This is a genomic window from Nocardia brasiliensis NBRC 14402 (assembly GCF_000308475.2).
Lineage (GTDB): Bacteria > Actinomycetota > Actinomycetes > Mycobacteriales > Mycobacteriaceae > Nocardia > Nocardia brasiliensis.
Map to the genome: position 1 here is coordinate 107,338 of NZ_BAFT02000112.1, position 12,992 is coordinate 120,329.

General features: G+C 62.2%; 19 protein-coding genes. 3 read left to right on the forward strand and 16 right to left on the reverse strand.

Annotated elements, in window-relative coordinates; genetic code table 11:
* Position 1 precedes the first annotated feature (1 nt).
* Both rplF and rpsH read right to left on the reverse strand, forming a co-directional pair.
* On the reverse strand, positions 2-541 hold the full coding sequence (gene rplF / locus TY25_RS38825) for a 50S ribosomal protein L6 (RefSeq protein ID WP_014981718.1): 540 nt from the start codon (positions 539-541) through the stop codon (positions 2-4).
* Between the two features lie 14 nt (positions 542-555).
* On the reverse strand, positions 556-954 hold the full coding sequence (gene rpsH / locus TY25_RS38830; RefSeq protein WP_014981717.1) for a 30S ribosomal protein S8: 399 nt from the start codon (positions 952-954) through the stop codon (positions 556-558).
* 586 nt (positions 955-1,540) lie between these two features.
* Between rpsH and TY25_RS38835 the strand changes: the two genes are divergently transcribed.
* Positions 1,541-1,747 carry a hypothetical protein gene (locus tag TY25_RS38835; RefSeq protein ID WP_042265084.1) on the forward strand — a complete coding sequence of 69 codons (207 nt, stop codon included), beginning with the start codon at positions 1,541-1,543 and terminating at the stop codon, positions 1,745-1,747.
* A gap of 908 nt (positions 1,748-2,655) precedes the next feature.
* Here TY25_RS38835 and TY25_RS44370 read toward each other — a convergent pair.
* The 6 genes from TY25_RS44370 to TY25_RS38865 all read right to left on the reverse strand — a co-directional run bounded on the left by TY25_RS44370 (position 2,656) and on the right by TY25_RS38865 (position 5,966).
* Complete coding sequence (locus tag TY25_RS44370; RefSeq protein WP_342448145.1) at positions 2,656-3,081, reverse strand: DUF6086 family protein; 426 nt, start codon at positions 3,079-3,081, stop codon at positions 2,656-2,658.
* A 35-nt stretch (positions 3,082-3,116) separates the two neighbouring features.
* Entirely contained in the window at positions 3,117-3,437 is a 321-nt protein-coding gene (locus tag TY25_RS38845) for a hypothetical protein (protein ID WP_042265269.1), read from the reverse strand.
* A 59-nt stretch (positions 3,438-3,496) separates the two neighbouring features.
* Complete coding sequence (locus TY25_RS38850) at positions 3,497-4,789, reverse strand: WXG100-like domain-containing protein (RefSeq protein ID WP_042265087.1); 1,293 nt, start codon at positions 4,787-4,789, stop codon at positions 3,497-3,499.
* On the reverse strand, positions 4,786-5,088 hold the full coding sequence (locus tag TY25_RS38855; RefSeq protein ID WP_042265089.1) for a WXG100 family type VII secretion target: 303 nt from the start codon (positions 5,086-5,088) through the stop codon (positions 4,786-4,788). Before TY25_RS38855 ends, TY25_RS38850 begins: the two co-directional genes overlap by 4 nt.
* A gap of 15 nt (positions 5,089-5,103) precedes the next feature.
* On the reverse strand, positions 5,104-5,415 hold the full coding sequence (locus TY25_RS38860) for a WXG100 family type VII secretion target (protein ID WP_042265272.1): 312 nt from the start codon (positions 5,413-5,415) through the stop codon (positions 5,104-5,106).
* Between the two features lie 113 nt (positions 5,416-5,528).
* The gene (locus tag TY25_RS38865) at positions 5,529-5,966 is read right to left on the reverse strand and encodes a GNAT family N-acetyltransferase (protein ID WP_052383487.1); all 438 of its coding nucleotides are present in this window, start codon (positions 5,964-5,966) and stop codon (positions 5,529-5,531) included.
* Between the two features lie 133 nt (positions 5,967-6,099).
* Here TY25_RS38865 and TY25_RS38870 point away from each other — a divergent pair, with 133 nt between their 5' ends.
* Positions 6,100-6,333, forward strand: coding sequence for a DUF7683 domain-containing protein (locus TY25_RS38870; protein ID WP_042265092.1), 234 nt, complete (start codon positions 6,100-6,102; stop codon positions 6,331-6,333).
* 41 nt (positions 6,334-6,374) lie between these two features.
* Here TY25_RS38870 and TY25_RS38875 read toward each other — a convergent pair whose 3' ends face one another.
* From TY25_RS38875 to rplN, 8 genes are all read right to left on the reverse strand, one after another.
* Complete coding sequence (locus TY25_RS38875) at positions 6,375-6,812, reverse strand: hypothetical protein (protein ID WP_146154089.1); 438 nt, start codon at positions 6,810-6,812, stop codon at positions 6,375-6,377.
* Positions 6,791-7,588, reverse strand: a complete 798-nt coding sequence (locus tag TY25_RS38880) for a hypothetical protein (RefSeq protein WP_146154090.1) — start codon at positions 7,586-7,588, stop codon at positions 6,791-6,793. The genes TY25_RS38875 and TY25_RS38880 overlap by 22 nt, the downstream gene beginning before the upstream one ends.
* A 17-nt stretch (positions 7,589-7,605) precedes the next feature.
* The gene (locus tag TY25_RS43775; RefSeq protein ID WP_201773753.1) at positions 7,606-7,917 is read right to left on the reverse strand and encodes a hypothetical protein; all 312 of its coding nucleotides are present in this window, start codon (positions 7,915-7,917) and stop codon (positions 7,606-7,608) included.
* Positions 7,918-8,325, reverse strand: a complete 408-nt coding sequence (locus TY25_RS43120; protein ID WP_146154091.1) for a globin family protein — start codon at positions 8,323-8,325, stop codon at positions 7,918-7,920.
* 798 nt (positions 8,326-9,123) lie between these two features.
* Complete coding sequence (locus tag TY25_RS38890; protein ID WP_014981705.1) at positions 9,124-9,309, reverse strand: type Z 30S ribosomal protein S14; 186 nt, start codon at positions 9,307-9,309, stop codon at positions 9,124-9,126.
* Between the two features lie 4 nt (positions 9,310-9,313).
* The gene (rplE, locus tag TY25_RS38895) at positions 9,314-9,880 is read right to left on the reverse strand and encodes a 50S ribosomal protein L5 (protein WP_014981704.1); all 567 of its coding nucleotides are present in this window, start codon (positions 9,878-9,880) and stop codon (positions 9,314-9,316) included.
* A gap of 1 nt (position 9,881) precedes the next feature.
* On the reverse strand, positions 9,882-10,199 hold the full coding sequence (gene rplX, locus TY25_RS38900; protein WP_014981703.1) for a 50S ribosomal protein L24: 318 nt from the start codon (positions 10,197-10,199) through the stop codon (positions 9,882-9,884).
* Between the two features lie 2 nt (positions 10,200-10,201).
* Positions 10,202-10,570: a 50S ribosomal protein L14 gene (rplN, locus tag TY25_RS38905; RefSeq protein WP_014981702.1), complete on the reverse strand. Its 369-nt coding sequence runs from the start codon at positions 10,568-10,570 to the stop codon at positions 10,202-10,204.
* A gap of 325 nt (positions 10,571-10,895) precedes the next feature.
* Between rplN and TY25_RS38910 the strand changes: the two genes are divergently transcribed.
* On the forward strand, positions 10,896-12,953 hold the full coding sequence (locus TY25_RS38910) for a M13 family metallopeptidase (protein ID WP_081869380.1): 2,058 nt from the start codon (positions 10,896-10,898) through the stop codon (positions 12,951-12,953).
* Positions 12,954-12,992: the final 39 nt, after the last annotated feature.

Sequence of the window (12,992 nt, forward strand, 5' to 3'; positions counted from 1 at the left end):
ATCACTTACCCGTCTTTCCGACCTTGCGGCGAACGACCTCGCCGGCGTAGCGGATGCCCTTGCCCTTGTACGGGTCGGGCTTACGCAGTCCGTGGATCACGGCAGAGATCTGGCCGACCGCCTGCTTGTCGATTCCGGACACAGAGAACTTGGTGGGCGACTCCACCGCGAAGGTGATGCCCGCCGGGGCCTCGATCGGCACCGGGTGGCTGTAGCCCAGGGCGAACTCCAGGTTCGAGCCCTTGGCCTGCACGCGGTAACCGACGCCGAAGATTTCCATCTTCTTCTCGTAGCCCTTGGTCACACCCTCGACCATGTTCGAGATCAGGGTGCGGGTCAGGCCGTGCAGTGCGCGGCTCTGGCGCTCGTCGTTCGGGCGAACGACCTCGAGCTGGCCGTCCTCGCCCTTGGCGACGGTGATCGGCTCGGCGACGGTGTGCGACAGGGTGCCCTTGGGGCCCTTCACCGACACCTGCTGGCCGTCGATGGTCACCTCGACGCCCGCCGGGATTGCGATGGGCTTCTTGCCAATACGCGACATTGTCCTACCTCCGCTTACCAGACGTAGGCGAGGACTTCCCCGCCTACACCTTGCTTGGCCGCCTGGCGATCGGTGAGCAGACCGGTCGACGTGGAGATGATCGCCACGCCGAGGCCGCCCAGGACCTTGGGCAGGTTGGTGGACTTCGCGTACACACGCAGACCCGGCTTCGAGACGCGACGCAGGCCCTGCAGGCTGCGCTCACGGCTGGGGCCGTACTTCAGATCGACGACCAGGCTCTTGCCCACGGTCGCGTCTTCGGTGCGGTAGTCGGCGATGTAGCCCTCGCGCTTGAGGATCTCGGCGATGTTCGCCTTGAGCTTCGAGTGCGGAGCCTTCACCTGATCGTGGTACGCCGAGTTGGCGTTGCGCAGACGCGTCAGGAAGTCTGCGATCGGATCAGTCATGGTCATGGTTCGACCTTGACACCTTTCTCGCTGCGGTTCCCATACAACGTCGACGTACAAAACTGCACGTCAACCGTGGGCCTACAGCAATTCGGCGGTCCGGCCGACACTTGTCGACCGGATTGAGTTCTCGTGAGAGTTCTCGGTGCCCGGGCCGTCCCACATGTCGATGCAGACAACCACACCCAGGACATGCGGACACAGAGGTGCCCAAGCAACCGGTCCAGTGTAGACAAACCCCAGTTGGCCACCAAATCCGGGTCCGATCGGTTCCCGTGGCAGGCTCGATGTTCGCGGCACGCCCGATGCACCGGGGTTGCCGATCTTCACCCCACCCGGCAATCCCGCAGCTTCTCGGACACGGTCCGATAACAAAGGCCCGGCGAGCGGGATAATCGCAAACCGCCAGGTCCGCAGTGCCGAACCGCAGCAACCTCCAGAGGACACCTCAGCGAATATCACGTGACCTCTGTTGTCCAGGTCACAAAATGGGACATACTACGTGGGACATCGAGTGACCGGCGTAACGATTCGAACACAGGTCACGGTGTACCTACCGAACCATCCGCTACATCGTCGAGGAGGACCGCGGGTGAACGTCCTGGTCGAAATGACCGCACTGACCCTGAGCCGCCCCACCGCCGAAGCCGGCGCCACCGAACGGGCCGCCTGGTACGAGGCCAAAGCCAACCTGCACACCTACCTCGCCGGCCAAGGTGGTGCCGACGCCGCCAGGGAAACTGCCCTCGCCGCCCGCGCCCACCAGAGGTCTGTGGAACTTTTGAGTCAGCAGAACTGAAAGTCGGCACTTGGCTGCCGTGCGGGGGTTGTGGGCACGGCAGCGGGTGCTCAGGTTCTCCGGCCCCGCCCCGGCGACTGCCGGGACCCGGAGATCTTGATGCGTATTGCGCTCGCGAGGTCTAGATACGTCCCGCATTCGCGAGCCCTTGATGCATCTCCCATTCGCGAGCCCTTGATGCATCTCCCATTCGCGAGCCCTTGATGCATCTCCCATTGGCTGGTGAGCCCTCGCCGCATCCGCAATAGTTCACGAGCCCTCGCACCATTTCGCGGTAGCGCCGCCGGCTTGTGCAGCTGCCGCTGCGCGACACACTCACCGTCGCCCCCCGCGGAATCCGCGACAACCGCGGCCTCGCGACAAAACTGACCGTCACCTTCGCAGGCATCCACGCCCCTGCGCGTGACCACCCGCCGCCTCGGCGACAGAACTCGCCGGCATCTTCGCAGCATCAGCGACCACCGCCGCCTCGACGGACTAGGTGGGCTCGGCCGCAAAACTCGGCTGCACCTTCGCAGGCATCCACGCCCCGCGGATGACCATCCGCCGCCTCGGCGACAAACTTGCCGTCAGCTTCGCTACATCAGCGACCACCGCTGCCGCGGCGGGCTAGGCGGGCTAGGCGGGCTAGGCGGGCTAGGCGGGCTAGGCGGGCTAGGCGGGCTAGGCGGGCTAGGCGACAAAACTCGCCGTCACCTTCGCAGGCATGCGCGCCCCTGCGCATGACCACCCGCCGCCTCGACGGCAAGTTCGCCGCACCCCCGCAGCATCCACATGCATCTGCGCATCTCACCCGCTCTGCGCGCTGGACAGGCGATCACCAGGTAATGGTGGTGGAGGCCTCTCGGCCGATGCCGCCACCATTACCTGGTGATCAACCGACCAACACCGCGAGACCCGACGCGTGTTCAACGAGCCATTGATAGCCTGCGCGCCCTGTCGTGAAACTCCCGTTCCCCTTCGGTGCGGGGAGGAATACCGAGCCCACCACGCTCCAGGATCACCAGAGATGGCGCCAAGACACCCCCAATCAATGCCTTTAGTACCTGGTGACTACTCGTGAAATACGTTTCGTGCATCGAATTCACGAGTTCACCGAAAAACTCGATATCGATGCTCCACATATCGGACGCCACCGCGCTGAGCCCAGCGGGAACCCCCAGAACTGATGCAATCTCCCGAAGCATCCGCACGTACAGCTCCCCAACCCGCAACGACGGACTCCAGACCGTCTCACCGCAAATTTCGAAAACGTAGCTCATTGGAAACCGGCTGCCGACGGCGTCACACCACGAACCTGCGCGACCAAGTCTTCGCTCGCAGCACGGCCACATTTCTACGAGCGGATGCACAGAGAGCGGGCAGGAAATCAAGCATCCGCACGAGTTAGAAATTGCGGGTCAGAATTGCTACGAATTCGAACGTCCCCCCAGTCTCCAATAACCGAATAGACGCCTTCCGAGTTGGTCAAAGAGTCGATGTTGCCCATATCCTCGGTACCGGTGGCGTCCTTATACTTCTGAAACGACCGATCCACCCATTCGATACCGAGCACATCGCCGAAAACTAGATTCCCATCCGCGTAGCAATACTGCTCGCCAGCGACGGGTGGATGATATTCAGGGTGTTCGGGTGTCAGCACGGCTTCCAGTACGAAAGTAATCCCAGAATCGCTCTCGACGATGTCCATTACATAGCTGTCCTCCAAATAGAGGCCAGCGAGGCTCGGATAGTCGGCATAATTTCGCGTCACGGCAGGTCCCAATCTATCGACGTGTGGTTATCCGGACTCTTACGCGTAACAGGGTTTCCATATGGGTCTGTTCGCTGACCAGTAGCATCCCTGATCTCGACATGCGGATCTCCACTTCCGGGCGCACGGTCGCTGCCCTTCTTGATTGTCATCCGCACGATTCCATTCTCGTCGGTATATTTTATCGGTCCGTTCTCCGTCTGAGATTTCGCCCAACCCTGCCTCGTCGCGAACTCTTCCAGCTCGCTCGCTTTCGGGGTTCTATCCTTGAAAAGATCCTCGAGTTTCTTTGTCCTCAACGGGTTCCAGGAACCGACCTTCTTTCCCAGACGATCCCACAGATCCTTGACCGCCTGTTTCCCCTTCGCGAGCACGGTCTTTGCGTCGTCGGCCATGCCCTTGAGTTGGAAGGCTTTTCGTGCTCGCCAGGCGGTGACGGCGGCTTTGATCTTTATGGACCAGCGGCGGGCCGACTCCACGGCTTTCGCACCGGCGATCAGGCCGCCGACGCCAGTGAGGCAGGTGGCGATGACGGTGATCACCATGTCGATCGCGGCTTCTTGGATGATGGCGTCGATGAAGCCTTTGATCTCTTTGCGGAGTTCTTCGATCGACTCCTTGTAGTCGAGGCAAGTCTTGCTAATCGCCTTGCACGTATCGAGTAGCGCGCCGATGGAGGTTTCGAGGGTCTTCAGATCCTCTCGGACCTGGACGGCATCCTGCGAAGTCACACCATCGAAAAGACTTGCGGCGATGGTGATTTTGTCTTTGGCGTTGGTGTTCTGGTAAACCCGGCCGAGTCGATCCCAGGCATCAGCAGCCTTGGCCAGCGTGTCGGTGTTGCCGTCCGGGAGTGGGCAATTGATGGCATCGAGCACTTCGACGGACGCTTTGAACAGACCCTGCGGGGCACCACCAGCAGCGGACGCGGGAAGCGCGTACGGGCCGAACGTCACGGTAGAGGCCGGGTCCTGCGGTTTGTCCGGTTGTACCGTTCCTTTGAGCGCAGCGTCGGATTTCGCGTGCTCGAACCCGAGATCATTGAGGGCCGTGCCGTATGCGCGCAGCGTCGCGAAGGTTTGATCGAAGAACGCTACGGCGTCGCGGGCAGATTCGTCATACGAGGTCCCCCACGCGCGACCGTCTTCGTCCCGCCCCGCCATATGACCGCAGCTGTTCAGTTCACCAAAGACGTACTTGAAGCTGTCGTTCAGCGCGGCGGCCGCGTCGAAGCAGTTGGTGGCGGCCTGGTAATAGACCTTGGGATCCACCTCCAGCTTCCCGGTCATATGCCGAGGATCCGTCGGGTCTGGGTGGCAGCGTTGGTGTAGCTCTCGTGGGCGGTCTTCAGTGCAGCTTCCAGAGCGGCAAGGCCGTCCTGCATATCGGTGACGCCCGCAACCCATTCGCGGTGGGCTTCGGTGTACGCCACGGCCGCGTTGCCTACCCAAACGCCTTCGACCTCTTTGGCTTTCGCCTCGAGCTCCGCCAGTCGATCGGTGACCGCCGCCTTGTAGCCGCGCATCCGCGCCGCGAGCTCTTCGAGTTTGTCGAGTTCGACCGAGAAGGCCGGTGTATCAGCACTCATGGGGATCACCCGCGCTCACGGCAGATCCAAGGAGCTGACGCCCGCCGCGAACGACTGGTCGGTCGCGCGGAGGGTCTCTGCGGTCACTCCCAGCTTTTCGGCCAGCTCGAACAACGCGTCCCACACCTGGTCCGCACCCTCATGAAACTCGTCCCAGGCAGCGGTGAACGCCTCCGCGTTGTTGCCCGCCCAACTATCGATCGCGGCCTTCGTGTCGGTGACCAGCGACGAATACCCAGCCTTCAACTCGTCCGCGATCTGGTGGGCCAGCCGTCCTAGCGCCTGCACTTCTTCGGGCTCGACCGATAGCGCTGCTGGATCTGCCATGACCGGCATGCTCCTCTCGAAGCGTCTCGGGTGATCGTCCCTCTGTATTTTCTATGACGCGCGAGAGTTCGGTCCGGTTCCGAGAGATTCCTCGACAGGGCGACGCAGTCGGCTCAGATCGGGAGTTCGAAGTGGTGGGCGGAGATTTGGAAGTGGTTTCGCAGGTAGAGGCGGTGGGCTGCGGAGCGGGTTGGGCCGACGCCGGAGTCGAGGTGAACTCCCTCGCAGTTGAGGCGGCGAGCTTCCTCGACCACCCACTGGATCAGCAGGTCGGCGTAGCCGTGGCCGCGTGACTCGGGGAGGGTCGATACATCGTCGACGTAGAGATGCTGACCCCACGCCGATGACCACGCGGGACGGAAGCCGATCACCGATACTGCCGCGCCCGCTTCCGACTCGAAGAGACCCACGAGCCGATAACCCGCAGGCCGCAGGCGGGTATCGATCAACTCGACCACCGCTCGGCGCGACTCCCAACGGGGACGAAGCGCCAGCATCGCCGCCGCCGCGAGCTCTGTCTGCCCTACCTGAATCTCGTGTATATCAGCCACCGGATCGACAGTAGCCACCCAGATGGTCTGTGCAGATAGCCATTTCGTACTCGGTTCGCTGGTCCACTTCCCACCGACAGGCAGGATGTCGAGCCGAGACAACTCGGCTGGACCTTGCACCATAGGAGAGCAATTGAATTACCTGGAAGCTTATGACAAAAAGACCGGAATCCTGGTCGTCGAGTATCCGCTGCACAACGTGGAACTCTCGGAACTGAAAAGAATGCTCGGCATCGACGAAGGCATAGAGATATATGGTTGCGACGTCTCACCAACGAAAGCAACGGAACTCAGCATATACATCAATGAACCCTTTCGGGTCGACGAAACGTGCGACTATCAGATCGGCTTCTATCGTCCGGATTGAGATAATTCTTGTGCAGGCAGCACCGACTTCCCGCCCAATGTTCACACGGACGGGGGATACTGCCTCAGCTGCTTCGCCAAGTCGAATCCGAAACCGATAGCGGCTATCCAGACCACCGCATATATAGAGCCGGTCGCCAAAAGGACGACAGCCAATATGGCGAGCGCGACGAAATCGAGCCATAATATGATCTCTGCCGCACGGATAGCGACAAGGCCTACACGGCTACGGTAGAGAATAATTCCGACGAACACGAAAATTACGGCCGAAAGTGCGGCAACGACCAGAGTCACCTTTTCGGCGTTGGTATATCGAGACTCCGGCGAATGCGCCAGTAAAGCCAGCCCGGCGGACACCGCAAAAAAGAACAACGCGACTGCACACGCGACCACAACACGAATCCGCCCGATACGGCGCGCGAGGACTGCTGCGCTTCTGTCATCCGGAATCGGTGTCATCACGACGTTTTCACCGACCAATCAGCATCGCCATCCTTCACGGTCGCGTCACTGAAGCCGGCCGCCCCTGTCGTCGGCCAATGCCCGGATGGGAACCCTTGCGGGTTGTCCAACTCTACTTGCAACGCCTGCGCCTGCGTCAGTTCAGAGTTGATGATCGTGACCATTCCGGTGATCGCGGCAGTAACCAAGGCCGCGAATTTCGCGGCAGTCAACAGCCCCGCAACACCAGCTGGGATTGCGCCGATACCCGTGCCTGCAGCGAGCGCCTCCATAGTCGCCTCGATGACGAGCGCGACTCCGATACCCAATAACGATGCGTAAAAGGCTATACCGGCGGTACCGATTGTAACCATCGAGGACCGAGCAGCATTGGCGATTGTTCCGATCCGCGCCATTGCCACTCGTTGCGGCGTAATCGCCGTGCCATATGCCGATGCGGCGGAGCCTTGCCAGTAACCGTCTACTTTTACTGCCGTATCCTCGAGCTCACCTGCCATTCGATTCGCTTTCGCCGCGAAGGACGTCCAATCATGCGAGGTACTTATGAAGAACCCAGGCGCAGCGAGCCCTTTCAGCGCTTCTATGAAATCGTTCCACAGCTCTTTGACCGCGTTGGCAAATTTGGTGCCGAGTTCTATGATCTCGTCACCATTGCGGAGCACAAAGCGAACAATTGCCGAATTAGCCGCGCTGGTGAAGTTGTCAAGAATTTTGTCCGGCAGCGCCGATAGTTCCTCGACCTTGTCGATAAGATCCTGTGCAATTTGCTGCATCTGAGCAACAGATACATCCATTCGACACCCCCTCCGAGCTAGTACAGGTTCCGGGTCGCGTGCTCACGGGCAAGGTCCTCTTGCTCGTAGACATCGGCCACAGTGTTCAAAGTACGGGCCATCTCTTTCAGCGCGAGCTCGCCTTCTTTAAGTCGCGTTTCGACCAGATCGATAATTTTGTTGTATTCTTCGATGAAACCATCGAAGAGGCCGGCCTCCAGCTCAGTGTATTTATAGCCGGTCACCTCGGTGGCGAGTCCCGCAGTCGTCGTAGCCCGCTCCGCCCACCCCGTAGCTTGTGTACGGAGAGCGGCGAGCGCAACCGATATCTGTGCCGCTGTAGGTGCCATTTATTGCCCCCTCATGAGGTCACCACTCTGCAGTAAATTGACTATCTCTTCGGCGGCAGTCAAGAGATCATCGGTCTTCGACTTCTTCGCCCTGGTCGCGAAATACTCATCGCGTTGCGCGATCAGCTGGTTGTTTATCTCCGTAGTCACCTGACTTGCGGCATGACGCTCGGCCCATTGCTGATCGATCTCGCAGGTCGAAATACCGTACTGCGAGAATTCGAACCGAACTCGTGTTTCTCCACGTGGCCGCTGCTCGGGTTCATTTGCCATCAATGCTGCTGTGGACTTCGCAGACAAGGCCAGAACGTCTTCGATTATGTCGCCGAGCGATCGACCGCTCGGGGGGCGCCAACTCGATAGCCGGGGCAGCCGATTCGGGTGGCCGTTGCCCGCGTCGTCGTGCATCGTCGACTTCTTTGGCAGCCCTCTGCCACCCGTCTGCGTACGCGATAGCCACCGCGTCCAGGATCGCGGCGTCCAGCCGCCTGCCGACCAGACGCGCCTGCCAGTCCCGCGATATCACGAACTGTGTCGGGAAATTTTGTCCATCGAGGGCAGTCTGCACCGCGCCACTCGGGTCTCGTCCAACCCGTTCCAATGTGCGGCAAACCTGATCGATCCACGCATATTCGGTCGCTTCAGCTCCCAGCCGATCCTGGAACCGATTGAGATCACCCACCAGGCCTCGGAGATCGACGCCGAACGCAGCGGTCAGAGAATTCGGCAGGCCTGTGATGCCCATCGAGTCCTGTTCAGCCGCACCCGCGGTTGGTATCTCTCGGCTCGGCGGGAGCACGTGCGGCGGGCTGAACGACGGTGGCGGTACGGGCGGCGGCATGGGGGACGAGGGCGAACGTGTGGGCCGTAGCGGCTCGTCGTCCCAGAATTCGTCCGGGTCGTCATAGTGGTTATAGAAGCCGCCTGCCATCAATGCACCCGCCGATAGCCGTCGGCCGCCATCGCAGATCCTGCCGCTTTATCCGTCATCACGGTCAACCCCCCACTGAGCTCGAACATCACAGACGCCATCACAATGTCCGGAGCAAATTAGTTTGTCAAATGATCCGACAGGTTTGTCAGTCTCTTTACAGCGCTGACCGGTGGTGGCTGCCGGCAACGCTTCCGGAAACGCGCGAAGGCACGGTCTGGGGAGACCGTGCCTTTGCGGGTGTTCAGTTGGGTGCGCTCACGTGGAGCGCGGGCTCACCAGGAGCTCTTGTGCACGCCCGGGAGCTCACCGCGGTGCGCCATTTCGCGCAGGCACACGCGGCAGAGGCCGAACTTGCGGTAGACCGCGTGGGGGCGGCCGCACCGCTGGCAGCGGGTGTACGCGCGGACCGCGAACTTCGGCTTGGCGTTGGCCTTGTTGACCAGTGCTTTCTTAGCCATGGGCTCAGTTCTCCTTGAACGGGAAGCCGAGGTGCTTGAGCAGCGCGCGGCCTTCTTCGTTGTTGGTCGCGGTGGTCACCACGGTGATGTCCATGCCGCGCGGGCGGTCGATGGAGTCCACGTCGATCTCGTGGAACATCGACTGCTCGCTCAGGCCGAACGTGTAGTTGCCGTTGCCGTCGAACTGCTTCGGCGACAGACCGCGGAAGTCGCGGATACGCGGCAGCGCGATGGAGACCAGGCGATCCAGGAACTCCCACATGCGGTCGCCGCGCAGGGTGACCTTCGCGCCGATCGGCATGCCTTCACGCAGCTTGAACTGCGCGATCGACTTGGTGGCCTTGCGGATCTCGGGCTTCTGGCCGGTGATCAGCTCGAGGTCCTTGACCGCGCCGTTGATCAGCTTCGCGTCGCGGGCGGCGTCGCCGACACCCATGTTCACGACGACCTTGACGACGCCCGGGATCTGCATCACGTTGGCGTAGTCGAACTCGCTGTTCAGCGCGTCCTTGATCTCCGCGCGGTAGCGCTGCTTCAGCCGGGGCTGAACCTTGTTCTCAGTTGTCGTCATGTCAGATGTCCTTCCCGTTGTTACGGGAGATCCGGACCCGCTTGCCGCTCTCTTCGTCGGTCCGGTAGCCGACGCGGGTCGGCTTGCCATCGGAATCGACGACCATCACGTTGGAAACGTGGATCGGGGCTTCCTGGGTCACGATGCCGCCCGAGGAGGCGCCGCGCTGGTTGGCGGAGTTCGCGACGTGCTTCTTGATCCGGTTCACGCCCTCGACGAGGACCCGGTTCTGCGTCGGGTAGGCCTGGATGACCTTGCCCTTCGCGCCCTTGTCCTTACCCGAGATGACGAGCACGGTGTCGCCCTTGTGCACCTTCATGGTCAGAGCACCTCCGGCGCCAGCGAGACGATCTTCATGAACTTCTTGTCGCGCAGCTCACGGCCGACCGGGCCGAAGATGCGGGTACCACGCGGGTCGTTGTCCGCCTTGATCAGCACGGCCGCGTTCTCGTCGAACTTGATGTACGAGCCATCCGGACGACGACGCTCCTTGACGGTGCGCACGACGACGGCCTTGACCACGTCACCCCGCTTGACGTTGCCGCCGGGGATGGCGTCCTTCACGGTGGCGACGATGATGTCGCCGATACCGGCATAGCGACGCGACGAACCACCGAGAACGCGGATGCAAAGGATTTCCTTCGCGCCCGTGTTGTCGGCGACGCGCAGTCGCGACTCCTGCTGAATCACTTCAGCCTCCTTGACCTGGATGTATACGCACGCCGGATTGCCGACCCGACGGGCATGGTCCGTTACCCTCCGGACGCGCGCCTGCCAGCGGTTTCGATGGATCTTGCGACCCGACCACTGGGGGTTCACTGCCGGATTGCGGGCATAGCTCCCGCAGGCAACCGGTCTAGTGTAGGCGGCCGCGCAGGTCCGGCCCAAATCGGGGTCGCGGATCATGCCGCGCGGCCCGTCCGGGCACCCGGGCGAGTCACGATCCGCGGCTACCCTCGAACCGAGCAAGATCACTAAGGAGACGCACCATTCGGCTCGACCGTACCGAAAGAGGATGCCCTTGAACTCGCCTGCTCGCCCACGCCGCATCGATCGCCGCGTTTTCCTCGCCGCCCTGGGGGCGATACCCGCCGTCGCGGCGCTGACCGCGTGCACCCAGCGGTCCGAAGGATCGAAGGTCGAACTCACCGGCGTGGACCTGGCCGGCGCGGATCCGGCGATCCGCGCGCAGGACGATCTCTACCGCAATGTGAACGGCCTCTGGTTGCAGCAGTACCAATTGCCGCCGGATAAGTCGTCGTTCGGCGCATTCGACGAGGCGAACGATCGCACCGAGCAGCAGTTACGCGGCATCGTCGAGGGCATCTCCGAGCCGCGGGCCGGCTCCACCGAACAGCAGGTCCGCGATCTCTACGACGCCAGGCTCGATCGCGCCGAGATCGAGCGACTCGGCACGGCACCGATCGCGGACCTGCTCGCCGCGATCGAGGGGGCGGCGACCAAGCCGGACCTGGCCCGGGTGATGGGCGCACTGCCGATCGACGGACTGATCGGCCTGCAAGTCGTGGTAGATCAGAAGGACTCGGGGGCCTACATCGCGCAGCTGAGTCAGTCCGGTATCGACGGCAATCTGGACGAGCAGTACTACCGCAAGCCCGAGTACGCCGAGCAGATGTCGGCGTACCGGACCTATCTGGAGCGCATCGCGGCAGGCGCGGGCCTGGCCGATCCCGCGGGTACCGCGCAACGGGTGTTCGACCTGGAGACCAAAATCGCCGCAGGCTATTGGGACAGCGTGCGTGACCGCGATCCCGACACCACCTACAACCTGCTCAGCTGGTCCGAGATGACCGGTCTCGCACCGCAATTCGATTGGGATCCATGGCTGGCGGGCAACACCGACCGGCCGAAGCAGCTCTTCGACAAGGTGGTGGTCCGGCAGCCGTCGTTCCTCACCGCGGCGGGCCAGTTGTGGGCCGAGGTCGATATCGCGCAGTGGCGGGAATACCTGCGCGTGAGTGTGGTCAAGGACTTCGCGCAGTACCTGCCCGAGGCGATCGCGGACCCGGCCTTCGAATTCACCGGCAAAGTGTTGCAGGGCCTGGACCAACGCCCGGAGCCGTGGCGCGAGGGACTCGCCACGGTCAACCGGTATCTCGGCGAACCGTTCGGCAAACTGTATGTGGCCGAGCACTTTCCGGCAGCGGCGAAAGACCGCGCCAAGGCGTTGGTCGCCGATCTGATGGACGCGTATCGGCAGAACTTCACCGATTCCGAGTGGATGTCGCCGCAGACGAAGCAGGCCGCGATTGCCAAGCTGGACAAGATAGTCGCCAAGATCGGCTACCCGGACCGCTGGATCGACTACGCCGAACTGCGGATCACCAAGGGCAAGTTGATCGAATCCATCAGGGCCGCACACACTTTCGAGGTCAAGCGCGCGTTCGCCAAACTCGGCACCCCGGTGGACAAGACAGAATGGGGCTTCCCGCCGCAGACGGTGAACGCCATGTACGACCCGAACGCCAACCAGATCGCCTTCCCCGCCGCGATCCTGCAATCGCCGTTCTTCGACGCCGACGCGGTGGCCGCGGTCAACTTCGGCGGTATCGGCGCGGTGATCGGGCACGAGATCGGGCACGGTTTCGACGATCAGGGCGCCAAGTACGACGGCGACGGCAACCGGCGCGACTGGTGGACCGCCGAGGACACGGCGAAATTCGAGGCCAAGACCCGGCAGTTGATCGGTCAGTACGACGCGCTGGTGCCGCAGGGCCTCGACCCGGGCAAGCACGTCAACGGCGCGCTGACGGTCGGCGAGAACCTGGCCGACCTGCGCGGATTGCAGATCGCACTGGCCGCGTATCGCGCCGCGGCCCGGCGCGACGGTAAGGAGCCCGACGTCAAGACGATGTTCCTGTCCTGGGCCCGGATCTGGCGGCAGCGCGCGACCAAGCAGTACCAGGAGATACTGCTCGTCAAGGACGTGCACGCGCCCAACGAATTCCGCGCCAATCAGGTGGTCCGCAATATCGCCGAGTTCTACACCGCCTTCGGCGTCACCGAGCGCGACAAGCTGTTCCTGGCGCCGGACCAACGCGTCAGCCTCTGAGATGGAAAGCCGGGTAGCGCCCGTGGCAGGTAGCCTCGG

What these genes read in the sequence shown, in the direction of transcription:
- rplF (WP_014981718.1), bottom strand. Translation starts at nt 541, where the DNA reads ATGTCGCGTATTGGCAAGAAGCCCATCGCAATCCCGGCGGGCGTCGAG.
- rpsH (WP_014981717.1), bottom strand. Translation starts at nt 954, where the DNA reads ATGACCATGACTGATCCGATCGCAGACTTCCTGACGCGTCTGCGCAAC.
- TY25_RS44370 (WP_342448145.1), bottom strand. Translation starts at nt 3,081, where the DNA reads ATGTGGCCGTGCTGCGAGCGAAGACTTGGTCGCGCAGGTTCGTGGTGT.
- TY25_RS38845 (WP_042265269.1), bottom strand. Translation starts at nt 3,437, where the DNA reads ATGGACATCGTCGAGAGCGATTCTGGGATTACTTTCGTACTGGAAGCC.
- TY25_RS38850 (WP_042265087.1), bottom strand. Translation starts at nt 4,789, where the DNA reads ATGACCGGGAAGCTGGAGGTGGATCCCAAGGTCTATTACCAGGCCGCC.
- TY25_RS38855 (WP_042265089.1), bottom strand. Translation starts at nt 5,088, where the DNA reads ATGAGTGCTGATACACCGGCCTTCTCGGTCGAACTCGACAAACTCGAA.
- TY25_RS38860 (WP_042265272.1), bottom strand. Translation starts at nt 5,415, where the DNA reads ATGGCAGATCCAGCAGCGCTATCGGTCGAGCCCGAAGAAGTGCAGGCG.
- TY25_RS38880 (WP_146154090.1), bottom strand. Translation starts at nt 7,588, where the DNA reads ATGGATGTATCTGTTGCTCAGATGCAGCAAATTGCACAGGATCTTATC.
- TY25_RS43775 (WP_201773753.1), bottom strand. Translation starts at nt 7,917, where the DNA reads ATGGCACCTACAGCGGCACAGATATCGGTTGCGCTCGCCGCTCTCCGT.
- TY25_RS43120 (WP_146154091.1), bottom strand. Translation starts at nt 8,325, where the DNA reads ATGCACGACGACGCGGGCAACGGCCACCCGAATCGGCTGCCCCGGCTA.
- TY25_RS38890 (WP_014981705.1), bottom strand. Translation starts at nt 9,309, where the DNA reads ATGGCTAAGAAAGCACTGGTCAACAAGGCCAACGCCAAGCCGAAGTTC.
- rplE (WP_014981704.1), bottom strand. Translation starts at nt 9,880, where the DNA reads ATGACGACAACTGAGAACAAGGTTCAGCCCCGGCTGAAGCAGCGCTAC.
- rplX (WP_014981703.1), bottom strand. Translation starts at nt 10,199, where the DNA reads ATGAAGGTGCACAAGGGCGACACCGTGCTCGTCATCTCGGGTAAGGAC.
- TY25_RS38910 (WP_081869380.1), top strand. Translation starts at nt 10,896, where the DNA reads ATGCCCTTGAACTCGCCTGCTCGCCCACGCCGCATCGATCGCCGCGTT.